This window comes from Pseudomonas sp. AC247, from assembly GCF_979258015.1.
This window is the reverse complement of the sequence record NZ_OZ409829.1, coordinates 1,519,332-1,542,755: the sequence shown is the minus strand read 5'-3', so window position 1 is coordinate 1,542,755 and position 23,424 is coordinate 1,519,332. Positions and strand designations below refer to the sequence as shown.

At 62.2% G+C, this 23,424-nt stretch carries 15 protein-coding genes; 6 read left to right on the top strand and 9 right to left on the bottom strand.

What is annotated here, in order from left to right; all coding sequences use genetic code 11:
- The first annotated feature begins 91 nt into the window (after positions 1-91).
- Positions 92-1,627, top strand: coding sequence for an FAD-dependent oxidoreductase (locus ACZZ0B_RS07115; RefSeq protein WP_463544711.1), 1,536 nt, complete (start codon positions 92-94; stop codon positions 1,625-1,627).
- Positions 1,628-1,751: 124 nt separating this feature from the next.
- On the opposite strand, the gene hemB is transcribed toward ACZZ0B_RS07115, so the two are convergent.
- Together hemB and ACZZ0B_RS07105 are read right to left on the bottom strand one after the other, a co-directional pair.
- On the bottom strand, positions 1,752-2,726 hold the full coding sequence (hemB, locus tag ACZZ0B_RS07110) for a porphobilinogen synthase (RefSeq protein WP_008081471.1): 975 nt from the start codon (positions 2,724-2,726) through the stop codon (positions 1,752-1,754).
- Positions 2,727-2,972: 246 nt separating this feature from the next.
- Positions 2,973-3,671 carry a glutathione binding-like protein gene (locus tag ACZZ0B_RS07105; protein ID WP_463544710.1) on the bottom strand — a complete coding sequence of 233 codons (699 nt, stop codon included), beginning with the start codon at positions 3,669-3,671 and terminating at the stop codon, positions 2,973-2,975.
- Between the two features lie 332 nt (positions 3,672-4,003).
- Here ACZZ0B_RS07105 and ACZZ0B_RS07100 point away from each other — a divergent pair, with 332 nt between their 5' ends.
- On the top strand, positions 4,004-4,678 hold the full coding sequence (locus ACZZ0B_RS07100) for a hypothetical protein (protein WP_008081474.1): 675 nt from the start codon (positions 4,004-4,006) through the stop codon (positions 4,676-4,678).
- Between the two features lie 110 nt (positions 4,679-4,788).
- On the opposite strand, the gene mnmH is transcribed toward ACZZ0B_RS07100, so the two are convergent.
- From mnmH to ACZZ0B_RS07085, 3 genes are all read right to left on the bottom strand, one after another.
- Positions 4,789-5,892 carry a tRNA 2-selenouridine(34) synthase MnmH gene (gene mnmH, locus ACZZ0B_RS07095; protein WP_463544709.1) on the bottom strand — a complete coding sequence of 368 codons (1,104 nt, stop codon included), beginning with the start codon at positions 5,890-5,892 and terminating at the stop codon, positions 4,789-4,791.
- Positions 5,892-6,926 carry a selenide, water dikinase SelD gene (gene selD, locus ACZZ0B_RS07090; protein WP_008081478.1) on the bottom strand — a complete coding sequence of 345 codons (1,035 nt, stop codon included), beginning with the start codon at positions 6,924-6,926 and terminating at the stop codon, positions 5,892-5,894. The genes mnmH and selD overlap by 1 nt, the downstream gene beginning before the upstream one ends.
- Positions 6,927-7,119: 193 nt before the next feature.
- Positions 7,120-17,643, bottom strand: coding sequence for an autotransporter-associated beta strand repeat-containing protein (locus ACZZ0B_RS07085; protein ID WP_463544708.1), 10,524 nt, complete (start codon positions 17,641-17,643; stop codon positions 7,120-7,122).
- Positions 17,644-18,188: 545 nt separating this feature from the next.
- On the opposite strand from ACZZ0B_RS07085, the gene ACZZ0B_RS07080 reads away from it, so the two are divergent.
- Together ACZZ0B_RS07080 and ACZZ0B_RS07075 are read left to right on the top strand one after the other, a co-directional pair.
- A complete protein-coding gene (locus ACZZ0B_RS07080; protein WP_463544707.1) occupies positions 18,189-19,148 on the top strand; it encodes a nucleoside-specific channel-forming protein Tsx in 960 nt (319 codons plus the stop codon).
- Positions 19,149-19,164: 16 nt separating this feature from the next.
- Complete coding sequence (locus ACZZ0B_RS07075) at positions 19,165-20,187, top strand: purine-nucleoside phosphorylase (protein ID WP_008081481.1); 1,023 nt, start codon at positions 19,165-19,167, stop codon at positions 20,185-20,187.
- 123 nt (positions 20,188-20,310) lie between these two features.
- On the opposite strand, the gene ACZZ0B_RS07070 is transcribed toward ACZZ0B_RS07075, so the two are convergent.
- The 3 genes from ACZZ0B_RS07070 to ACZZ0B_RS07060 form a co-directional block, all read right to left on the bottom strand.
- Positions 20,311-21,267, bottom strand: a complete 957-nt coding sequence (locus ACZZ0B_RS07070; protein WP_008081482.1) for a quinone oxidoreductase family protein — start codon at positions 21,265-21,267, stop codon at positions 20,311-20,313.
- 28 nt (positions 21,268-21,295) lie between these two features.
- Positions 21,296-21,469 (bottom strand): DUF1427 family protein, encoded by a 174-nt coding sequence (locus tag ACZZ0B_RS07065; protein WP_007969534.1) that lies wholly within the window; start codon positions 21,467-21,469, stop codon positions 21,296-21,298.
- A 174-nt stretch (positions 21,470-21,643) separates the two neighbouring features.
- Positions 21,644-22,408, bottom strand: coding sequence for an AraC family transcriptional regulator (locus tag ACZZ0B_RS07060; RefSeq protein WP_463544706.1), 765 nt, complete (start codon positions 22,406-22,408; stop codon positions 21,644-21,646).
- 145 nt (positions 22,409-22,553) lie between these two features.
- Here ACZZ0B_RS07060 and ACZZ0B_RS07055 point away from each other — a divergent pair, with 145 nt between their 5' ends.
- Both ACZZ0B_RS07055 and ACZZ0B_RS07050 read left to right on the top strand, forming a co-directional pair.
- Complete coding sequence (locus ACZZ0B_RS07055; RefSeq protein WP_008081484.1) at positions 22,554-22,781, top strand: DUF6555 family protein; 228 nt, start codon at positions 22,554-22,556, stop codon at positions 22,779-22,781.
- A 39-nt stretch (positions 22,782-22,820) separates the two neighbouring features.
- Positions 22,821-23,093, top strand: a complete 273-nt coding sequence (locus ACZZ0B_RS07050; RefSeq protein ID WP_463544705.1) for a hypothetical protein — start codon at positions 22,821-22,823, stop codon at positions 23,091-23,093.
- 23 nt (positions 23,094-23,116) lie between these two features.
- Here ACZZ0B_RS07050 and ACZZ0B_RS07045 read toward each other — a convergent pair whose 3' ends face one another.
- Positions 23,117-23,284, bottom strand: coding sequence for a metallothionein (locus ACZZ0B_RS07045; RefSeq protein WP_123529467.1), 168 nt, complete (start codon positions 23,282-23,284; stop codon positions 23,117-23,119).
- Between the last annotated feature and the right edge of the window lie 140 nt (positions 23,285-23,424).

The window sequence follows — 23,424 nt, the reverse complement described above, 5'->3', positions numbered from 1 at the left end:
TGTAGGCGTGAGCCTGCTCGCGATGGCGGTTGAACTGGCCAGCCCGTCCTTCTGATCCATACTTGCTGCACAGCAACAGGAGGACAGGCCCATGAACCGCAGCGACGTTCTGATCATCGGCGCCGGCCCCACCGGGCTGGTGTTGGCCCTGTGGCTGAGCAAACTCGGCGTGCAGGTGCGCATCATCGACAAGACCTCTGCACCTGGCACCACTTCGCGGGCGCTGGCGGTGCAGGCGCGGACGCTGGAGTTGTATCGGCAACTGGACCTGGCCGACACCGTGGTGCGCAACGGTCACCGGGTGGCAGCGGCGAATTTCTGGGTCAACGGCAAACCGGTCGCACAGTTGCCGCTGAACCGCATCGGCGAGGGCCTGACGCCTTACGCGTTCGTCGAAATCTTTGCGCAGGATGAGCACGAAAAACTACTGATCGAACGTCTCGAAGATTATGGCGTGACGGTTGAACGCAACACCACGCTGGAAAGCTTCGAAGAAAGTGGCGACGGCATCAGCGCGCATCTGCGTCTGCCCGATGGCGAACAGGCAATTTGCCAGGCGTGTTATCTGGCAGGCTGCGACGGTGCCCGCTCGGTGGTGCGCAAAAGCCTCGATGCAGGATTTCCCGGTGGCACCTATCAGCAGATTTTCTATGTCGCAGACGTGCAGGCCAGCGGCCCGGCACTGAATGGCGAACTGCATCTGGATCTCGACGAGGCCGATTTTCTCGCGGTGTTTCCACTGGCCGGCGAAGGCCGCGCGCGGCTGATCGGCACCGTACGTGATGAACGCGCGGAGCGTGCCGAAACCTTGGCGTTTTCCGATGTCAGCAGCCGCGCCATCGAGCACCTGAAAGTCCATATAGAAGACGTGCACTGGTTCTCGACCTACCGCGTGCATCACCGCGTGGCCGAGCACTTTCGCAGCGGGCGCGCGTTCCTGCTCGGCGATGCTGCGCATGTGCACAGCCCGGCGGGCGGTCAGGGCATGAACACCGGCATTGGCGATGCGATCAATCTGGCGTGGAAACTCGCGGCGGTACTCAGCGGCGGTGCCGAGCCGGGTCTGCTCGACAGCTACGAAACCGAGCGCATTGCCTTCGCGCGCCGGCTGGTGTCGACCACCGATAAGGTGTTCAGTTTTGTCACTGCCGAGGGGCGTCTGGCCGATCTGCTGCGCATGCGCGTGGCACCGTTTCTGATCCCGAAAATGGCCGCGTTCGAAGCCAGTCGCGAGTTCCTGTTTCGCACGGTGTCACAAGTCACCCTCAACTATCGCGGCATGCCGCTGAGCCAGGGTGCCGCCGGCCACGTCCACGGCGGTGACCGCTTGCCGTGGGCGCATGATGGCGAAGGGGATAATTACGAGCCGCTACGCCAGCCCTGCTGGCAAGTGCATGTGTATGGCGACACCAGCGACGAAATGATTGCCTGGTGCCACGAGCATCATTTGCCGCTGCATGTGTTCGACTGGCGTCCGGCGTTTGAAACAGCAGGCTTGGGGCGTAACGGTTTCTACCTCTTACGCCCGGACACCTACGTGGCGCTTGCCGACAACAGCGCCGACCCGAAAGTGATCGAACGCTACTTCCGCGATCACGGCATCCGCCCCTTCTTCAACGCCCCTTGACCACACAAACCCCTGTAGGAGTGAGCCTGCTCGCGATGGCGTCGTGTCAGTCAATGTTGATGTCGACTGATATGACGCCATCGCGAGCAGGCTCACTCCTACAGTTTGGGTTATGCGTTGTTGCTTAGATTCCGGCCAGGGCCAGGTCCATCGCAAAGTAGGTGAAGATCAGATCCGCACCCGCGCGTTTGATCGCGCCCAGGCTTTCACGCACCACGCGATCTTCATCAATCGCGCCGGCCTGCGCGCCAAATTTGATCATCGCGTACTCGCCGCTGACCTGATACGCCGACAGCGGCAGGTTCGAGGCTTCACGAATGTCGCGGATGATGTCCAGGTAGGCACCGGCCGGTTTGACCATCAGCGCATCCGCGCCTTCCTGCTCATCAAGCAACGATTCACGCAACGCTTCGCGGCGGTTCATCGGGTTCATCTGATAGCTTTTGCGGTCGCCCTTCAGCGCGCTGCCACCGGCCTCGCGGAACGGGCCATACAGCGCCGAAGCGAATTTGGTCGAATACGCCATGATCGGAATCTGCGTGAAGCCGGCTGCATCGAGTGCCTGGCGAATCGCCCGCACTTGGCCGTCCATCGCCGCCGACGGCGCGATCACGTCAGCACCGGCATGCGCGGCTGCCACGGCTTGTTTGCCGAGGTTGATCAGGGTCTGGTCGTTGTCGACTTCATGGTTGTGCATCACGCCGCAGTGGCCGTGATCGGTGTATTCGCAGAAGCAGGTGTCGGACATCACGATCATTTCCGGCACGGCGTCCTTGGCGATGCGCGACATGCGCGAGACCAGACCGTCTTCACGCCAGGTGTCGCTGCCATTGCCATCCAGATGGTGCGACACGCCAAAGGTCATCACCGACTTGATACCCGCGCGGGCATAACGCTCGATCTCGCTGGCCAGTTTGCGCTCGGGAATACGCATCACGCCGGGCATGCTTTTGATCGGCACGAAGTCGTCGATTTCTTCCTCGACGAAAATCGGCAGGACCAGATCGTTCAGGCTGAATTCGGTTTCCTGGAACAGACTGCGCAGGCTCGCATTGCGGCGCAGACGGCGGGGACGTGCTTCGGGGAACTGGCTGGACATGAGGCTTTCCTGAAATCGGAAGATGAGACGAAAGTCGTAGGGGGCGAAGCTTATGCCTTGCGGGGGTTGAGGTACAAACCTGGATCAATCAAGAGTGCATTACCGGGCGCGCAACAATCTCACCGGATTGTGCACATCCCTTGTAGGAGTGAGCCTGCTCGCGATAGCGGTGTGTCAGTCGATATCAATGTTGACTGACACACCGCTATCGCGAGCAGGCTCACTCCTACAAGGGTTTGTGTTTAGTCAGGAGGGAATGGTCAGGCCGCGGATGACCGCCGGGCGGGCGAGGAAGCGCTCGAGCACGCGGGTGACGTTGGGGAAGCTCTGGATGCCGACCAGATCTCCGGCCTCATAAAAGCCGATCAAGTTGCGCACCCACGGGAACGTCGCGATGTCGGCAATCGTGTAGCGCTCACCCATCAGCCAGTCGCGGCCTTCCAGGCGGGTATCGAGAACTTTCAGCAGGCGCTTGCTCTCATCGACATATCGGTCACGCGGGCGCTTGTCCTCGTAATCCTTGCCGGCGAATTTGTTGAAAAAACCGAGCTGGCCGAACATCGGGCCGATACCGCCCATCTGGAACATCAGCCATTGGATACTTTCGTAACGCAGCGCGCCTTCCTGCGCCAGCAACTGCCCGCTCTTGTCGGCCAGGTAAATCAGGATCGCGCCGGATTCGAACAACGGCAGCGGCTGATCTTCCGGGCCATGCGGATCGAGAATCGCCGGGATCTTGTTGTTCGGGTTCAGCGACAGAAACTCCGCGGACAACTGATCGTTGCTGTCGAAAGCGACCTTGTGCGGCTCGTACGGCAGGCCGATTTCTTCGAGCATGATCGAGACTTTGACGCCGTTGGGGGTCGGCAGGGAGTAGAGCTGAATCCAGTCAGGGTACTGCGCCGGCCATTTCTGGGTGATCGGGAACGCGGACAGATCGGTCATGGGAAGCATCCAGTCACAAATTGAACCCCGATATTAATGTAGGAGCTGCCGAAGGCTGCGATCTTTTGATCTTGAGCCTTCAAGCAAGGTCAAAAGATCGCAGCCTGCGGCAGCTCCTACATGAACCGTAACATCCTGTGGTTAAGCTGCGACCAGACCGTTGAAGGTTGCCGCTAAAGTGCGGGATCGAACCAAATCGGCCTCAGAGGACTCTGAGCTATGCCTTTGTTGCAAAGGAAGCCGTTCACGACAGGGAAAACACCCGGTGCTGGGAGCCCGCGGTGTAAAGGCTTGTCCGCCTTAACCGAAATTGCTGAAGAACCCCTTATTTCATGACGAACTTGATAAGTTTCGCCAAACGCTTCAAACAACGCGCTTACGTGGTCCTGCCCTCCCTGCTGGCGGCCAGTGCGCTGTTTCTGTCGCTTGAATCCAGCGAAAGCCGCGCACAACCGGCAGATGGCACGCAGACGCTGGTGTTCCTGCGCCACGCCGAAAAGCCCGAGGGCGGTCTCGGCCAGCTCAACTGCCAGGGTTTGAACCGCGCCATCGACTTGTCGACGCTACTGCCGGAAAAATTCGGCAAGGCCGACTACGTGTTCGCCGCGAACCCGACGCGCAATGTCGAGGAAGGCGAGCTGGACAATTCCTACAGCTACATTCGCCCGCTGATGACCATCAGCCCGGCAGCGATCAAGCTCGGCTTGCCGGTGAACATCGAGTTTTCCGCCAATGACACCAGCGACCTGGCCCGCGAACTGCTCACCGACAAGTACCACAACTCGACGATTTACACCGCGTGGTCCCATGGTTATCTGCCGGAATTGATCAACAAGGTCGCGGGCACAGCGGTCGGCGGCAAACAGAACATTACCGATGACTGGTCGGGCGACGATTTTGATTCGCTGTACGTGCTGACCCTGACCTGGCACAACGGCAAGGCCAGTTTGCAGAGCCACAGCTACAAGCAGGGGCTGGACCACGGCAAGGAAACCTGTCCGACCTGAGTCATTTGTTGCCTGACCCGGCCCCATCGCGAGCAGGCTCACTCCTACAGTTGAAATGCGTTCCCCCTGTAGGAGTGAGCCTGCTCGCGATGAGGCCAGTCAATTCAACATCAATCCTTCTGACTCACCCGCCCACGCAAATACTCGATCACCGCCCCGCTCTCCCCCGCAAACTCGATCCGCCCGCCCTTTTTCTCGCGCTGGAACACATACATCGGATCGTAATACTCGCGCAGGAGGCCCTCGATCCAGCCGCGATGCAGATCCACTGCGCCGCTACGCCCTTGCTCGATCAACGCCGCTTCCATCAATAGCAACATGCGCTGATGACGCTCACCGCCGAGGCGTTTCTGCACGTTATTGAGGCTTTCCAGCAGCCGCTCCGAGAACAACGTGAACCCCTCCTCCCCGTGCACCGTCGAAAATTCCGCCGACAGATCCACCACGTAATCGCGCAGAATCCGCTCCACGCGATCGTCAAAACTGTCTTCCAGCCAGACCATCGGGTACTGCTGCATGCCCTGATACAGCGGCAGCGGCAAAGCGCAACTGCCGACCACCCGGCTCTCGTCTTCCAGCACGAACTGCTCGATGCCGGCAGCACGTTTCTTGAGGATGTCGATGGCCAGACGGTTTTCAAAATCGATGTTGGAGGGCTGCCCGGTAGCCCGTTTGCCGAAACTGGAACCGCGATGATTGGCGTGACCTTCCAGGTCCAGGCCGTTGCGCAGTTGCCCCAGCACTTCAGTCTTGCCGGTGCCGGTCATGCCGCCCAGCAGGACAAAATCACACTGGGCGATGGCCTGCTCAGTGGTGTCGATCAGAAAGTTGCGCATCGCCTTGTAACCACCGCCGACGCGCGGATAGTCGATACCCGCTTCGTCACGCAGCCACTGTTGAGTGATCTGCGAACGCAGGCCGCCGCGAAAACAATAGAGATAACCATCAGGATGGGCGCGGGCGAAATCGGCCCAGGCCTGAATGCGCTCGGCTTTCACCGCGCCGCTCACCAGTTGATGACCCAATTCGATGGCCGCCTGCTGACCGTGCTGCTTGTAGCAAGTGCCGATCTTCTGCCGCTCGATGTCGGTCATCAGCGGCAGATTGATCACGCCGGGGAATGCGCCCTTGTGAAACTCGACCGGCGCACGGGCATCCATCAGCGGCCGGTCGTTGAGGAAAATGTCTCGGTAGTCAGTGCAGTCGCGGAGCATCAAATCACCTCGACTGCGTTCGTCTGTCGCTCAACCAGTTCGCCGATTGGCGCCAGGTTCAGGCCCAGTTCGGCGGCGACGGCAAGGAACTCGGCATCGCCTTCAGGGGTAACGGCAATCAGCAGGCCGCCGCTGGTTTGCGGGTCGCAGAGCACACGTTTGTGCAGCTCCTGCACGCGGCCGACCTTGCTCGCATAGCTGTCGAAATTGCGCAGGGTACCGCCGGGTACGCAGCCCTGATCGAGGTAATACTCGACGCTGTCCAGACGTGGCACCCGGTCATAAACGATGCGCGCCGTCAGCTTGCTGCCATCTGCCATTTCCACCAGATGGCCGAGCAGGCCGAAACCGGTGACGTCGGTCATCGCCGTGACGCCGGCGAGTTTGCCGAAGCGGCTGCCAGGCTTGTTCAGGGTGCACATCCAGTCACGGGCCACGCCGACGTCGGCGGCGCGCAACTTGCCCTTCTTCTCGGCGGTGGTGAGGATGCCGATGCCCAGCGGTTTGGTCAGGTACAACCGGCAACCGGCGGTGGCGGTGTCGTTGCGTTTCATGTGGCGTTTTTCCACCAGGCCGGTGACGGCGAGGCCGAAGATCGGCTCCGGCGCATCGATCGAATGCCCGCCTGCCAACGGAATGCCTGCCGCGTCGCATACCGCACGGCCGCCGCGAATCACTTCGCGCGCGACTTCCGGCGCCAGCACATTGACCGGCCAGCCGAGGATCGCAATCGCCATCAGCGGATCGCCGCCCATCGCGTAGATGTCGCTGATCGCGTTGGTCGCGGCGATACGGCCGAAGTCGAACGGGTCGTCGACAATCGGCATGAAAAAGTCGGTGGTCGAGACCACGCCGCGCTCGGCATCGATCTCGTACACCGCGGCATCATCGCGCGAGGCGTTGCCGACCCAGAGTTTCGGATCAAGGTTCTGCGCACCGCTGCCGGCCAGAATCACCTCCAGCACCTGCGGGGAAATCTTGCAGCCGCAACCGGCGCCGTGGCTGTATTGGGTCAGACGAATCGGCTCGCTCATGGGGAAGTCTCAGGCTGTGAATGAGGCCGATTCTAGCAGAGCACGGACAGCCGGACTGAAAGCCAACAGATCAAAGGATCGCAGCCTGCGGCAGCGCCTACACAAATCCCATGTAGGAGCTGCCGCAGGCTGCGATCTTTTGATCTTAAAAAAAACCGCCCTTGCGGGCGGCTAAAAGTGCTTCGACCCTAAATCAGAAGCCAAGGCTGAAGCTGATGGTCATCGCGTGGTCGTTGTTGTCATTCGACAATTGCCCCGAATAACCCACTCCGAGCTTGCCGGTCGGGCTGATCTGGAAGTCCACCCCTGCTTCGACCAGCGCGCTGTCCTTGGCGATCGGTACGCCTTGGGTGCTGAACGAGGCGCCGCCGTCGATGAAGCTCAGGTCGGCGTCAGGTTTGGTGTCGCCGAAGGCATGGCGCCAGCCGATGGCCGCGCGCGGGGTGAATTGCCCGCCGTTGGCCAGGGTGATGACTTTGCCGGCGCGCAGGCCGAGGGTCGAGAAGGTGATGTCCTGATCGGCTTCAGCCTTCAGTCGCCCTACCCCGCCTTTTTCCTTGGCCTTGTCGGAGTCGTAGTTGACATACGACAGACCGGCGAAGGGTTCCAGGGCAATGCCGCCGGCTTCAATCGTGTAACCGACTTCACCAAACACCTGAGCGCTGCGCGCGTAGTAATTAGCCTTCAGGCGATCGTTGTAGCTGCCGACGCTGACGTCGCGTTTGGTCTCGATGTCGTGCCAGCTGTACGCCGCGCCGAGGCGCACGGCCAGTGCATCGAACTGCGAGTTGAGGTACGCCGCCAGGTGGTAGCTTTCGACGGTCGCGTCCGAACGACGATCATGTGCATCGAGGTCGCTGCGGGTGTAACCGGCGGCCATGCCCACGCGCCACTGATCATCGAGTTGCTTGTCAGTGCCGAGCATGAAACCGCTGAGGTTGCGATCGAGACTGGCGGCGTTGCTGTCGCCATCCGACTCGCCCCAGGCACCGAGTGCGCGGGCCCAGCCGACCATTTCGCCGTGGCAACCGTTGCTGCTCAATTGGTTGTCACTCGGCGCCAGGGCGCGGCGTGGATCATCCGCGGCGCTGCACGATGGCTGGCGCATGCGGTCGTTGACTGCTTCGCGCACGTAACGCGAATCCTCGAGGATGGCGCTGGCGGTGCTGGCATGGATTTCCCCCGACAGGCTGTCGAAGGCATTGCGCGCACCGGCGACGCTGAGGTTGACGATTTCGCCCTGCAACGCCGCACCCGCCGCACCATTGCGCATCAACGCCGAGGCAGTGTTGCGCTGGTTCTGGGTGGCGGCGACATCGACAAAGGAATTGCCGTTGCGACTGACCACCAGATTGACGGCGTTGGTGTCGTACACCAGTGCCGAATCGAGGAACGCGTACTGCGGCAAGTCCGCAGCACTGAAGGTCCCGACCACACCGCCACCTGCGGTGATCAGCAAGTACACGGTATTGCCGGTGAACGGCGCCAGCGAATTCACCTGCAAGCCGCCACCCAGCGTCGCCGTGCCACCGACCGCCAATGGCGTGGCGGTTGGCGAGCTGATGGTCAGGGCCAGCACGCCATCGGAGGCGTTGGTCAGGTTGCCGGCAACGCTCAGCGTGCCCGCCTCGGAACCGGATTGCACGACGCCGTGGTTGATGATCGAACCGACGCTGCCGTTACCGCTCAGGCCTGCACCGTTGGCCACGGTGACTTGTCCACCGAGCGAGGCCCGCGCCGAGCGGCTGCCGACTTGCAGCACGCCTTGATCGACCGAGACCGTACCGTTGAACGGTTGATTGCCGGTCAGCAACAACGTGCCGTCGCCGCGTTTGACCAAGGCGCCCGTGCCACTGAGCACACCGTTGAACTGGCCGTTGGCATTTTGCTGGAACACCAGCGACGCGTTGTCGAGGATGTTGCCCTGCAGACTGGTGGTGTTACCGATCAGCGTACCGCCGCTGACCGTGGTGCCACCGCTGTAGGTGTTGGCACCCGTCAACACCAGCGTGCCGGAGTCGAGTTTCTCGATACCGCCGGTGCCCACCAGCGGCACGGAGATTTGCGCGCTGGCCCCGGCATTGACGCGCACCGGTGCAAGGCTGCCATCCGGACCGTTGACTGGTGTCAGCGTACCGCCGGCACCTGGCGTCAGGCTGTAACCATTGGTGAGAAATTGCAGGCCGGTAAAGTTCTGATTGCCCTGCACGGTGACTGTGCCGCTCTGGCCACCGAACACTGCAAATTGACCATTCGAACCGAGGGCCTGAGTGCCTGTCGGGTCCGTCCAGTTGGTGCCTGGCCCCCACACGCCACTGCCGCCGCCGATGCTGCCATCGGGATTGGTGGTGCCGCCGTTCCAGAACTGCACCTCACCCGGAGTGCCTTGCACCAGCAGGTTGATCTGATTGGCGATGGCCGTTTGCAGGGTCAGGTTGGCCGCCGCTACCGGTAGGCTGCCATAGACCAGACCGTTGTCGGTCAGGCTGCCACCGTAGCGAAACAGTTGATACACCCCGGTACCGAAGCCGCCGGCATTGCTGACGTTCAGCGTGCCGTCGAGGGTCAGGTTGCCGGCGACATCAACCACCGTGGTCGAGCTGGTCGCCGAGCCGAGGCTGAAGTCCAGATTGGTCCCCGACGACAGTGCCAGCGCACCGACCGACAACGGCGTTGCCGCGCCGCCACCGACCAGTGTCGCGCCGTTCGCCAGTTGCACGGCGCCGCCGAACTGGCCGCTGCCGCCGAGGCTTGCGCCGCTGGCGACGTTGACGTTAGCGCTATTAAGCACGCCATTGACCAGCAGGCTACCCGCCTGCACCGAGGTATTACCGGTGAAGCCGTTGTTGCCGGTCAGGAGCAAATCACCACTGCCGGTTTTGTTCAGCGTGCCAGCGCCAGTGAGGTTGCCGGTGTAGCTGCCGTCGGCGTTCTGCGCGAAGGTCAGCGTGGCGTTGTTGACGATTGCACCTTGCAGGCTGCTGGTGTCGCCGAACGTGCTGCCGCCGTTCAGGGTGGTGCCGCCGCTATAGGTGTTGGCGCCGTTGAGGGTCAGATCGCCTGCGCCATTTTTCACCAGACTGCCCGTGCCAGTGACAGCGCCGATCAGCGTAGTGTTCTGGTTGCCGGCGAGGGTCAATTGCCCGCCCAGATTGATCGCGTTGGCCAGTTGCAGCGCCGAGGTGCTGTCGAGGCTGCCATTGCCGGTCACGTTCAAGGCACCGCTGCTGATCGCGCTGTTGTTGCCGAGAATCAGCGCGCCGGCGTTGAGTTGGGTGCCGCCGCTGTAGCTGTTATTGCCGTTGAGGGTCAGGCTCGACGCGCCGGCCTTGATCAGGCTGCCTGCGCCGCTGACCACGCCGCCCAGCGTCAGGGCGTTGGAGCCGGCGACGGTCAGGCCACCGTTGAGCACCACGGCATTGCCGAGGGTGACGGCGGTGTTGCTGTCCAGCGCGGTGCCCGCAGCGGCGGTCAACACACCAGTGCCGAGGGCCGCGTTGTTGCCGACCACGATCTTGCCGCCATTGAGCGCCGTGCCGCCGGTGTAACCGTTGGCCGCGTTGAGCACCAGCGTACCGGTGTCGTATTTGCCCAGCGTGCCGCTGCCGTTGAGCGCCACACCAATCGTTGCAGTGGCGTTCGGGTCTACCCGCACCGTGGCATTGCCCAGCGAACCGTTGACCAGATTCAGCGAACCCGCCGTGCCGTTGACCAGGCTGTAGCCATCGGTGACGAACTGCATGCCGGTGACGGTTTGCGCACCGTTGACGGTGACCGTGCCAGCCGCGCCCTGGAACACCGCGAAGTTGTTGGTCCAGGCTTGGTTGGTGGTGCCGTTGACGTCGGTCCAGTTGGTGGTGCCGGTGCCCCAGGTACCGCTGCCACCCTCTACCGAACCGTTGGCGACCAGCTGATTGCCGTCCCAGAACTGCACGGTGACGCCCGGTGCAGTCACCAACAGGTTGATCTGATTGGCCAGCGCGGTTTGCAGGGTCAGGTCGCCCGGGGTCACGCTGCCCGGCACGCTGCCGATCAGCATGCCGTTGTCGGTCAGGCCGCCGGTGTAGTTGATCAGGCGATACACGCCGCTGCCGAAACCACCGATGTCACTGACGTTGAGCGTGCCGTCGAGGGTCAGGTTGCCGCCGACATTGACCAGCGCATTGCCGCCACCGGACACCGGAGTGCCGAGGCCGACGTCGAAGTTGGAGTTGCCGTTGAACACCAGCGAGTCGACCGACAAGGTGCTGCCGGTAACGCCTGCCAGATGACCGCCATCCGCCACGGTCACAGCACCGGTCAAGGTGCCGCTGCCCCCGAGGGTGCCGCCGTTGTTGACCAGCACGTTGCCGCTGGCCAGCGAACCGTTGACCTGCAGGGTGCCGGCGTTGACGCTGGTGTCGCCGGTCAGGTCGCTGATGCCGCTGAGGGTCAGGGTGCCGGTGCCGAGCTTGGTCAGGCCGCCGTCGCCGCTGAGGATGCCGGCGAAGGTGCTGCTGATATTGTTGCCGCCAAGGCTCAATGTGTTGCCCGTGCCGATCAACGCCGTGCCGCTGCCAGTGAGGCTGGCCAGGCTGCCCGAGGCGCCAAGGTTGAGCGCCGCGCCGCTTGCGAGATTGAGCGTGGCATTGTTGCCGAGCGCCCCGCTGCTCAGCGTGGTCAGGCTGCCGGCGAGCACATCGAACGTGCCGCTGAACGTGTTGCTGCCGCTCAGCGTCATGTCGGACAGACCGTTCTTGGTCAACGTGCCCGCGCCGGCGATCACACCACCGAGGGTCAGATTATTGTTACCGGCCAGGCCCAGATTGGCGTTGACGTTGAGGTTGTTGGCCAGTACCAGCGGCGCGGAATTGTCGAGGGTCGAGGCGCCTGCCACGGTCAGCGCGCCGCTGCCCAGCGAGCCGCCGGTGCCGAGCGTCAGCGTGCCGGCGTTCAGCGTGGTGCCGCCCGAGTAAGTATTGATGCCATTGAGCGTCAGGTTCGACGCGCCGTTCTTGATCAAACCGCCCGCGCCGCTGACCACACCGGCGAGGGTCAGGTTGTTGCTGCCGGTGTTGCTCAGATTGGCGTTGAGCACGACGTTGTTGCCCAGGCTCAGCGCGCTGTTGCTGTCCAGCGCCGAGGCACCGGCCACGGTCAGGTTGCCCAGACCCAGCGCCGAGTTGCTGCCGGCGGTCAGGGTGCCGGCGTTGAGGGTGGTGCCGCCGAGGAAGTTGTTGTTGCCGCTGAGGGTCAGGTTCGACGCGCCGTTTTTACTCAAGCTGCCGGCACCGTTGACCGTACCGGCAAGCGTCAGATCTGCCGTGCCGACGATGCCGAGGTTGCCGGCCAGATTGACCGCGTTGTTCAACGACACCGCCGTGCTCGCATCCAGCGTGGTGCCGCCCGCCGCATTCAAGGTGCCGGAACCCAGCGCCGAGTTCGACGCCAGAATCAGTCCACCGGCATTCAAGGCCACCGGGCCGAGGAAGGCGTTATTGCCGCCAAGGGTCAGGTTGGCCGTGCCGGTTTTGATCAGGCCACCCGTGCCGCCAATCACGCCGTTGAGGGTCAGGGCATTGCTGCCGACCACGGTGAGGTTGCCGTTGAGCGTGGCCGCGTTGGCCAGCGTCACCGCCGCATTGCTGTCCAGTTGCGTGCCGGCATTCGCCGTCAACGTACCGGTACCCAGTGCAGTGTTGCTGCCCACGATGATTTTGCCGCCGTCCAGTTGCGTGCCGCCGGTATAGGCGTTGGCACCGCCCAGCACCAAGGTGCCGCTGTCGAGTTTATTGAGGATGCCGCTGCCATTGATGTTGGCGTTGATGGTCGCGGTCACGCCCGGATCGACGCGCAACGACGTGGTGCCGCCAGTGCCGTTGACTGCCGTGAGTTGCCCCGCCGCGCCATTCACTACGTTGTAGCCGTCAGTGAGGAATTGCATGCCGGTAAACGCTTGTGTGCCGTTCACCGTCACCGTGCCGGCGGTGCCTTGGAATACTGCGAAATCGCCGGCCCATGGTTGGTTGACCAGACCGTTGGCATCGGTCCAGTTGGTGCCGACCGCGTTCCAGGTGCCGCTGCCGCCATCGACCACACCGTTGGCGATGGTCTGACTGCCGTCCCAGTAACGGATGTTGACGTTCGGCGCCGACACTTGAATGTTGATCTGATTGGGCACGCCGGTCTGCACCAGCAGATCGCCGAGGCCGTAACCGACCGGCACGCTGGCGACGTCCAGACCGAGATTGGTCAGGGCGCCGGTGTAGTTGAACAGGCGATACACGCCAACGCCAAAACCGCCGGCATCGGTGACGTTGAGATTGCCGTCGAGGGTGAGGTTGCCGCCGACATTCATCAGCGACGTGGTCGACGGTGTTGCCAACGCGACATCGACGTTACTGCCGGCCGCGAGAGTCAACGCACTGGCAGACAGTTGGTTGCCCGACGACAAGGCCAGATGGCCGCCGCTGTTGATGTTGACGCTACCAATTGCCGAACCGGTGCCGGTGAGGGTACCGCCGGTGTTGACGTTGACCTGCGCACTGGCCAGCGAACCGCTGAGGTCGACGGTACCGCCATTGATCGCGGTGTTGCCGGTGATGCCGTTGATCCCGGTGAGGTTCAAGGTGCCGGTGCCGACTTTGACCAGGCCACCGCTGCCACTGAGATCGCCGTCGAAGGTGCTGGTGACGTCGCCGCTGCCGACGGTCAGCAGGTTGCTGCCGGTCAGTTGCACACTGCCGCTGCCGGTCAGCGCACCGAGGCTGGCGTTGCTGCCCAGATTGAGCCCGGCGCCGGCGCTGATGTTGACCCCGGAGGTATTGCCCAAGGCGTTGTTGTTGAGCGTGGTGACGCTGCCGGAGATGATGTTCAGCGCACCGGTGAAGGTGTTGTTGTTCGCCAGGGCCAGGTCCGACAAACCGTTTTTGGTCAGGTTGCCGGCACCGTCGATGATGCCATTCAAGCTCAAATCGTTGTTGCCGGCGACGGTCAGCCCGGCGTTCAAAGTGATCGCGTTGCCGATGCCGAACGACGCGCTGTTATCCAGCGTCGCCGCGCCGCCGACGATCAATGCGCCGCTGCCCAGACCGTTGGCATTGCCCAAGGTCAGCGTACCGGCATTCAAAGTGGTGCCGCCGCTGAAAGTATTGTTGCCGTTGAGGGTCAGGTTGGCAGTGCCGTTCTTGATCAGTGGGCCAGTACCGCTGGTGACGCCGCCGAGGGTGAGATTCTGCGTGCCGCCCACGGTCAGTCCGGCATTCAGGGCGACCGCGTTGTTGAGGCTGACCAGCGGCGAGTTGCTGTCCAGCGTCGACGCGCCAGCGACGGTCAATGCGCCAGAACCCAATGCCGAACTGTTGCCGACGGTCAGTGTGCCGGCATTCAGCGTGGTGCCGCCGAGGTAGTTGTTTGCTGCATTGAGAATCAGATTGGCCGTGCCGTTTTTCACCAGGCTGCCGGCACCGCTGACCAGACCGGTCAGCGTCATATTCGCCGTGCCGCCGATGTTCACGGCGCCGGCCAGCGCGACGGCGTTGTTCAGGCTGACGGTCGTGTTGGCGTCCAGCGTGGTGTTGGCCGCCGCGTTCAACGTACCGGAGCCCAGCGCGGTGTTACTGCCGACGATCAGTTTGCCGGTGTTCAACACGGTGTTGCCAAAATAAGTGTTGGCGCCGTTGAGGGTCAGGTCGGCAGCGCCGTTCTTGGTCAATCCACCGATACCGGCGACCACACCGCCAAGGGTCAGCGCATTGGTGCCGCCTACAGTCAGAGTGCCGGAGAGGTTGACGTTGTTGGCCAGCGTCGCGGCAGCGCTGGCATCGAGGGAGGTGCCGTTCGAGGCGTTGAGTGTGCCGGTACCAAGAGCTGTGCTGGAGCCGACAATCAGTGAACCGGCATTCAGCGCCGTGGTGCCGGTGTAGGTGTTGTTGCCGTTGAGGGTCAGGCTCGAAGCGCCGGTTTTGATCAGCCCGTTGCCGCCACTGATCACCCCGCCAAGGGTCAGTGCGTTGGCGCCGCCGGCGGTGAGGTTGGCGTTGAGAATCACGTTGTTGTTCAGGGTCACGGCCGAGCTGCTGTTGAGTGTGCCCGCGCCTTCCACCGTCAAGGCCCCCGTGCCCAATGCTGCGCCGTTGCCGACGGTGAGGCTGCCAGCATTCAGCGTGGTGCCGCCGCTGTAGGTGTTGGTGCCGTTAAGCGTGAGATTGGCGGCGCCGTTTTTCACCAGCTGGCTGGCGCCGCTGATCACCCCGCCGAGGTTCAGCGCATTACTACCGCCGATCCCCAGGCTGTTGTTGAGAATGACGGCGTTGTTCAGGGTCACCGCCGCATTACTGTCGAGGGTAGCTACACCGCCCACGGTGATGTTGCCGCTACCCAGCGCCGCGTTGGCGCCTGCGGTGATCGTACCGGCGTTCAGCGCAATGGCACCGAGAAAGGTGTTGGCGCCATTGAGAATCAGGTTGGCTGCGCCGTTTTTGGTCAGCCCGCCGCTACCGCTGACGATGCCGCCGAGGGTCAGGTTGGCGCTGCCGCCGACGTTGAGATTGCCGCCGAGCGAGACCGCGTTGGTCAGTGCGACTGCGGTGCTGGCGTCGAGCGTGGTGCCCGCCGCCGTGGTCAGCGCGCCAGTGCCGAGCGCGGTGTTGGAGCCGACAATCAGCGTGCCGGCATTCAGTGCGGTGCCGCCGGAGAAGGTGTTGTTGCCGCTGAGGCTCAGGTTCGCCGTGCCGCTCTTGATCAGGTTGCCGGCGCCGCTGACGACGCCGCTCAAGCCCAGTGCCTGGGTGCCGCCAATGGTCACGCCGCCGGCCAGTGCGACGGCATTCGCCAGTGTCACCGCAGTAGTCGCATCCAGCACCGTGCCGGCCGCCGCACTGAGTGCGCCGGTCCCCAGCGCGGTATTGCTGCCAACGAACAACGTGCCGGCATTGAGGGCGGTGTTGCCTGAGTTGCTGTTGTTGCCGGTCAGGGTCAGGCTGGCGGTGCCGCTTTTGGTGATGCCGCCAGTGCCGCTCAACACGCCGCCGAGGGTCAGCGCATTGCTGCCGAGCACGTTGAGCGCGCCGGTCATGCCGATGTTATTGGCCAGCGTCACGTTGGTGGTGCTGTCGAGGCTGGTGCCGGCGGCGGTGTTCAGCGCACCGCTGCCCAGCGAGTTGTTATTGGTCACCAGCAGGCTGCCGGCACTGAGTGTGGTGGTGCCGGTGAAACCGGAGTTGGCGCCGCTGAGGGTCAGGCTGCCGCTGCCGGTTTTGGTCAGGCCGCTGCTGCCGCTGATCAAGCCGCCGAGGGTCAGTGCGCCCGTGCCGCCGGCCGTCAAGGTGCCGCCGAGGCTGATGGCGTTGGCCAGGCTGATGGTGCCCGGTGCGCTCAGCGTTGTCGCGCCGGTGACGTTGAGGCTGCCGGTGCTGAAGGCCTGATTGTTGCTGACCTGCACCGTGCCACCGTTGAGCGTGGTGTTGCCCAGATAGGTGTTGGCGGCGCCGAGGTTAAGTTGTCCGGTACCGGCCTTGGTGAAACCGCCGCTGCCGGAAATCACCCCGCTCAGGGTAGTGGCATTGCCGCCTTGTACCGTGACGCCGCCGGCACCGACGGAAATCAGATTGCTGATGTTCAACCCGGCATTACTGGCCTGCAGAATCCCGCCGTTGGACGTGAGCACGCCGCTGCCGAAGGTGGCGTTGTTGTTGAAATTCGCGATACCGCCGTTGAGCGTGGTCGCACCGCTGACCAGTGGCCCCTGCAAGGTCCAGGTGCCGCTGTTGAGGGTCAGGTTGTTGAAGTTGACGTAGGTGGCGCTCGATGCCGTGCCATTCTCGGCGATACCGCCGCCGACGCCGCTGGTGTTTTGCAGGATCAGGCTGTTAGTCCCCCCCGCACCGCCATCCACCGTACCCGTCGGGGCGAAAGTCAGGTTGATATTGACCAGACCACCAAGGCCGACACTGATCTGCACGCCGTCACCGACCTGCACCGAAGAACCGGTCACGGCCGTGAAGGTGTTGGTGCTACCCGCGCCCATCGACACACCGCCGGTAATCGCACCGGCGTTGGTGAAGGTGTTGCCCGCCGCCGAGGTTTCGAAGGCTATACGGCCGTTGATGACACCAGTGTTGCTGTTGGTCATGTGGACCTGCGAGCCACCGTAGACGCCGATCACCGGGGTGTCGGCCAGGGTGATGCCACCGATCGAAAGTCCGGTCGAGGTAATGGTGCCGTTGTTGGTGAGGGTGGTGGTGCCGGCAGCGGCGTTGTTCACCGCGATGGCCAGGCCATTGACGCTGGTCAGGTTAAGCCCAAGCAACATGCCGGTACCGCGCATGATCGCGCCCGTATTGTTGAGCACATTGACCGTGCTGGTCGCGCCGTTCCCGATAAATGCACCGCCGCTCAACACCGATATCAGCCCAAGGACTGCCGGATCCATGATGCCGGAGTTGTTCAGGGTGATGCCGACCCCCGTCAGGTCCATGACATGCCCGCCAAGGGTCGCGTTCATCTGCGCGCCGCTGTTGACGTTGACCGTCAGGTTGTTCGTGGCACTGGCGAAGTCGTTGGGAACCAGTGGCAGTGGCGGCACCCCCGTACACGTCACGATTGAACCGGCCGTGGAGCATGTGGCCAGCGCAGGGGCACTGATCCCGCCGAACAGCAGCCCGGCGACGCTCAGATGCACAGCAAGGGAAAGAGGGGAAAAACGCGAAACGAGGGCGATACCAAACCTTGCTTCCACGGGCTACTCCTTGTCGTGGCCAATTTCTTCCTTGAAGGCGTGCAAAGCCGCGCTTATTCCACACGCGAATCAAGACTGCGACGGTCATCACAAAACCGTTGATTGGGGACAAAGCTAGTAGACGCCCGGCAATGGGGCACGGATTAAATGGTGTTAATACTTTAATACTAGAGGCGTCTGGAATAAGCGTTTCAGCCCGTATCCACGGGGCTCCAACCTGCCCCAGGACCTCGGGTATGGCCTTTGTGGCGAGGGGATTTATCCCCGATGGACTGCGCAGCAGGCCCACGCTTCCAAGGGCCGCTACGCGCCCCATCGGGGATAAATCCCCTCGCCACAGGATTCGTACCCGACGGCATTTTTTACGCTCTTGAAAAATGTGATCGTTCTGTCAGAAAAACCGTTGAAATCGACGAAATATCAACGAATTGAAAACATTGGTACGCCTTGTGCAAACGTTTGCGTAACGTCAATCTCAAGGTTTTCGTAACAAAACCGTACAAGCCCACGGAACACGGGCCTCGATCCGCAAAAAAGGACTTTGAATGCATACCGCATCCCCCTTTCGCGCACCGTTTGCGCGCACGTTTGCTGTTTCCTTGCTTCTTACTGGCGTTACCGGACTTCTCAGCGCCAGCGCTTTCGCTCAGCCCGCGCTGCCGGAAGAATCCGCCCAGGGCGAATCCCTCAGCCCGGAAGCCAGCCCGCCGAAAAAAGGTGCCTACCTGTCGGACTGGTACAACCAGGACCTGATGCTGATCGGCAGCAAAGACATCAGCTTCGGCCCGCAACCGGCCGACGATATCTACCTGGAATATGAGTATTTCGGCCGCAAGGGCCCGTTCGAGCTGTACGGCTACATCGACGTGCCGAAGATCTTCAACATCGGCAACAGCCACGACAAAGGCGTGTGGGACCACGGCTCGCCGGTGTTCATGGAGCACGAACCGCGCATCTCCATCGACTACCTCGCCGGCCGCAGCCTGGCCATCGGCCCGTTCAAGGAATGGTACGTCGCGTTCGACTGGATCTACGACCACGGCAGCCGTAAAGAGAATCGCGCCAACACGCTGTACAGCGGTTTCGGCACCGACATCGACACCCACTCGCGGGTCAATCTGTCGGCCAACCTCTACGGTCGCTACCAGTGGGAAAACTACGGCGCGAGCAATGAATATTCGTGGGACGGCTACCGCGCGCAGCTCAAGTACATCGTGCCCATCGACAAATTCAGCAACGGCGCCTCGCTGACCTACATCGGTTTTACCAACTTCGATTTCGGCTCCGACATCCACAAAGACAACCCCGCTCGCACCGCCAACGCGACGGTGGCGACCAACGTGTTGCTCTACTCCTTCACCCATCTGCGCTTCACGCTGGTGGGGCGTTATTTCCACAACGGCGGCAACTGGGAGGACGGCAGCGAGCTGAATTTTGGCGACGGTAACTTCCGCGCGCGTTCCAATGGCTGGGGTTACTACGCCGGCGTCGGTTATCAGTTCTGATTTTCAAGGAGGTTTCATGCAAGCAATGATGCGTTTGACACTGGCCGCTGCGGCCCTGCTCTCTTCCACCGCTTGGGCGGTTGAGGCGCCGATCCAGCCGAAAGTCGTGCTGATCACCATGTTCGCGCCCGAGGCGCAGCATTGGATCGATCGCCTGGAACTGAAACAGGAAATCCGCGTGCCGGGCCTGTCCGCCGAGTACCCGAGCATCCGCTGCAATACGCAGCAGGTGTGCCTGTTGACCACCGGCATGGGCCAGACCAACGCTGCCGCCTCGACCCTGGCGTTGGCGCTGTCGCCGAAATTCGACCTGCGTAAAAGCTATTTCCTGATCGCTGGGATCGCCGGGATCAGCCCAAAACACGGGACCATTGGCACCGCGGCATGGGCGCACTATCTGGTGGAGTTCGGCACGCAATGGGAGATCGATTCGCGCGATGCTCCGTCGAACTGGCCGACCGGTTATCTGGGTATCAACACAAAAGGCCCGAACGAAAAACCGCCGCTGGACTACAAGACCGAAGTCTTCGAACTGAACGCGAAACTGCAGGACAAAGCCTTCGCCCTGAGCCACAAGGTTGAACTGAGCGAGAGCAAGGAATCGGCAGCGTGGCGCCGGAAATATCCGTCAGCCCCAGCCAATCAGCCACCGGTGGTCACTCGCTGCGACACGTTGGCCGGCAACACCTGGTTTTCCGGTACACGCTTGAGCGAGCGGGCCGAGGTCTGGACCAAACTGCTCACGGATAACAAGGGCGAATACTGCACGACGCAGCAGGAAGACAACTCCACCTATGAAGCTTTATTGCGGGCCAGTCGTGAAGGTCTGGTCGATGTTCAACGCCTGGCCGTGGTGCGCGCCGGCTCTGACTTCGATCGCCCTGAGCCGGGCGGCAGTGAAGTCGACAACCTGCTGAAATACGCCGATCAGGGAGGTTTTGCCCCGGCGCTGGAAAACCTCTATCGCGCCGGCCATCCGCTGGTGCAGGACATCCTCACGCATTGGACAGCCTGGGAAAATGGCGTCCCGCAATCCTGAGCCCAACACAAATCAACTGTAGGAGTGAGCCTGCTCACGATAGCGGTGTGTCTATTAACGAATACTTCGTCTGACACACCGCTATCGCGAGCAGGCTCACTCCTACAGGGGGTTGGCGGGGGGTCAGGGAATCAGGATGACTTTGTCACCGCTGCCCTGATTCACATCCGCATAACGCTGAAGACCATCGGCCAATGGCGACTCGACCAGACCTTGCGGCAACGGCAACGCGCCTTCGTCGAAGAGTCGGCCAAACTGGCCCAACATCGCCGCACAGGCTTCAACGCCGTACAGCAACGTATTGACGCCCACCACCGAACCGCCCTTGCGGTACAGCGCCAGTGCCGGCAATTGCACATGGCCGTCTACCGGTGCGGCGATGATCGCGATTCGACCAAAGATTGCCAGTGCCGCCACCGACGCCGGCAGCCAGAAACCGGTGGTGTCGAAGATCACTTCAGCGCCCCCCTGATACACCGCGTTGACCTGCGCGCCGAGGTCTTCAGGTTTATCCAGCTGAATCGTCTGGTAACCCTGCGCCTGCAAATCCTTGACCTGCTCTGGACGCCGCGCCGCCGCCAGGATCTGCGCGCCGCGCACTTTGGCCAAGGCCAATGCCGCCGTGGCCACCGCACCGCCGCCGATCACCAGCAGGCGCGTGTCGGCTTTTACCAGACTGCGTTCCAGCGCATCCCACGCCGTGGTGTACGGCACGCCGAGACTGGCGGCCTGGCTGAAACTCAGACGCGATGGTTTGAGGGCGACACCGTTGGCCGGCAGTTTGACGAATTGCGCGTGAGAACCATCGGCGAAAAAACCCAGCTCGCGACCGGTGCCCCAGACTTGTTGACCGATCAATGCTGGCGGGCCTTCAACCACCACACCGGCGAAATCGCGACCGGGTATGCGCGGCAGCGTGGTGTAGGGGAAACGGCCGAGGACGTTTTTCACATCGCTGGGATTGAGACCAGCGGCCTTGATCTGTACCAGCACCTCGTCAGCGCCGGGGGTTGGGGTCGGAACGTCGACGAAACGCAGGGAAGACAGGTCGCCGGTTTTATCGAATTGCAGTGCTTTCATGGCTTGATCCACCGAAGAGAAAGGAAACTCAGGACAACCAGCCGGCGACCAGTTGCCGGCCCATCGGCCACAATTGCTCACCGGCCAGCATGCCGAGCAGACCGACCAGCGCGATGGCCGGCGGTGCGGGAGAACGGAAATCCAGCGCGCCGTACAGCAGGCCAACGCCCAGACCAATGGCCAGCGAAATCAGGTAGTTCATGGGGGAGGAACTCCGCCGATTGCAAGGAATGGGCAGAGTCTAGGGAATCGAGTGCGAAGGCATCGGCCAACGACTTCTGAATTTCGGCCAACCCTGCCGAAACCACCACAAAACCCTGTGGGAGCTGGCTTGCCAGCTCCCACAGGGTTTGTGCCGGTTCAGGAGGTAACGTTGTTACAGAGTGAATTGTGAGGGGGCGACGCCCAGTTCGCGGCGGAACATGTCGCTGAAGCTGCTGGGCGAGTAGCCGAGTTCGCGGGCGATCACGCTCACCGCCACGCCCTGAATCAACTCCGCCACCGCCGTCGCCAGTTGCACCTGTCGGCGCCACTCGGCGAAGCCCATGCCGAGACTGTCCTTGAACAGCCGCGCCAGGGTGCGCACGCTGGCCCCGGCATTTTCCGCGTGTTGCTCGAAAGGAATGTCCAGTGAGGGCGCCGCCATCACCGCTTGGCACACGTTCATCAGACGCCGATCGGAATCGTCCGGCAGCGGGATTTTCAACTGCGAACGGCGGGCGCGTTGCAGCTCCAGCAACGCCAGTCCGACCAGCGCCTCGTAGTACGCCGGGTCTCCGCTGTCGCCCTGCTCCACCAGCCCGACAATCAACTCGCGCAGCAACCCACCGACCTCGATCACCTGCACCGTCTGATCCAGCGTCGCCGCCAGCGCCGGGCGCAAGTAGATATTGCGCATCTGCAGATCCGACACCACGCGGATCCCGTGCGGCACACCGGGCGGCAACCACACCGCCCGCTGCGGCGGTACCACCAACGCTTCATGCGGCGTCTCGACCCACATCACCCCGCTCATCGCGTACAGCAACTGCCCCCAGGCATGCGCATGCGGCTCGATAAACAACCCACGCGGATACGTCCGCGCCACGCGCTGCACGGGCACATCGGTGTCACTGAGATCGGGGGGCGCGGCGAGGGCCATGGCGAGTATTCATTGGGGTTGGTGGAGGCGCCATGGTAACCAGTGCACCGATGCGTCGCCAATGACAGATACCGTCGGACAATCCGAGTGAATTTTCCCGGTGCGCCGCGATCCTTCTATTACCACAGGGAGGAATACGGGCTTTATGAACAACGCAAAACTCTATGTCATCGAATACACCCTTCACGGCACGCCCAAGTCGTTCATTATCCGCTCGGACAAAATGGACAACGCCGAGGCTTGGCACTGGGCAAGCTGCGACGCCGGCGTCGGGCGAATCCCGCGCTTTGGCCGTGAAAAGGTGCAGAAAACCAGCAAACCGATGGCGGAAAAATTCGGCGTGGAAAACGTCGTCTGGCGACCGACCAGCTAAGCTCAGCCTGGCGGTCGGCATCATTCGGGGGAATGCACAATGAGCAACATCAGCAGCGAGGCGCACCTGGACTATGGCTTGGACACGCTCTTTGGGCGCATCACCAAAAGTGTGGATTGTCGCGTGGGCCTGGAAGCGGTCGAGGATGATCCGTTCTGCTTCGCGCTGAGGGTACCAGCGCCGTTACCCGACGACCTCGACCAGGCGAAAACCGTGGTGGTCAGGGTCGAAGGCCGACGGCTGCAAGGGACGGTGCGCCATACCGAGCGCATGGATGATGCGAGTTTGAAACTGGAAGTGGAGCCTGATTAGGCTCCACTTTTTTTGCGCCGGGTTTATTTCGGATGCGCGCAATGGCAGCCCTTGCTTGAGCACTCCTCGCCACTCTTGTGGTGGTGAGCGCAGGCTTCGCAGCAGTAGTGTTTGCCGTGCACGGCGTAGGAATGATCGCCTTCTTTGATGGTGCATTTGCAGCCGGGGCAATCGCATTTTTTATCGGGCATGGAACAGACTCCTTGTGTGGTGGTTGTCTGAGGCTTGGAGGGCAAGCCGTGATACCCAGTGTAGGAGCTGCCGAAGGCTGCGATCTTTTGATCCGGATTTTTTATTGGGGTTTGGGGGACATATCCGTTGCTGCGGATAT

Bases quoted from the DNA above. Each gene is read 5' to 3' on its own strand.
- ACZZ0B_RS07080 (WP_463544707.1), top strand. From the start codon at position 18,189: ATGCATACCGCATCCCCCTTTCGCGCACCGTTTGCGCGCACGTTTGCT.
- hemB (WP_008081471.1), bottom strand. From the start codon at position 2,726: ATGTCCAGCCAGTTCCCCGAAGCACGTCCCCGCCGTCTGCGCCGCAAT.
- ACZZ0B_RS07050 (WP_463544705.1), top strand. From the start codon at position 22,821: ATGAGCAACATCAGCAGCGAGGCGCACCTGGACTATGGCTTGGACACG.
- ACZZ0B_RS07065 (WP_007969534.1), bottom strand. From the start codon at position 21,469: ATGAACTACCTGATTTCGCTGGCCATTGGTCTGGGCGTTGGCCTGCTG.
- ACZZ0B_RS07105 (WP_463544710.1), bottom strand. From the start codon at position 3,671: ATGACCGATCTGTCCGCGTTCCCGATCACCCAGAAATGGCCGGCGCAG.
- ACZZ0B_RS07070 (WP_008081482.1), bottom strand. From the start codon at position 21,267: ATGAAAGCACTGCAATTCGATAAAACCGGCGACCTGTCTTCCCTGCGT.
- ACZZ0B_RS07055 (WP_008081484.1), top strand. From the start codon at position 22,554: ATGAACAACGCAAAACTCTATGTCATCGAATACACCCTTCACGGCACG.
- selD (WP_008081478.1), bottom strand. From the start codon at position 6,926: ATGAGCGAGCCGATTCGTCTGACCCAATACAGCCACGGCGCCGGTTGC.
- ACZZ0B_RS07115 (WP_463544711.1), top strand. From the start codon at position 92: ATGAACCGCAGCGACGTTCTGATCATCGGCGCCGGCCCCACCGGGCTG.
- mnmH (WP_463544709.1), bottom strand. From the start codon at position 5,892: ATGCTCCGCGACTGCACTGACTACCGAGACATTTTCCTCAACGACCGG.
- ACZZ0B_RS07100 (WP_008081474.1), top strand. From the start codon at position 4,004: ATGACGAACTTGATAAGTTTCGCCAAACGCTTCAAACAACGCGCTTAC.
- ACZZ0B_RS07060 (WP_463544706.1), bottom strand. From the start codon at position 22,408: ATGGCCCTCGCCGCGCCCCCCGATCTCAGTGACACCGATGTGCCCGTG.
- ACZZ0B_RS07075 (WP_008081481.1), top strand. From the start codon at position 19,165: ATGCAAGCAATGATGCGTTTGACACTGGCCGCTGCGGCCCTGCTCTCT.
- ACZZ0B_RS07045 (WP_123529467.1), bottom strand. From the start codon at position 23,284: ATGCCCGATAAAAAATGCGATTGCCCCGGCTGCAAATGCACCATCAAA.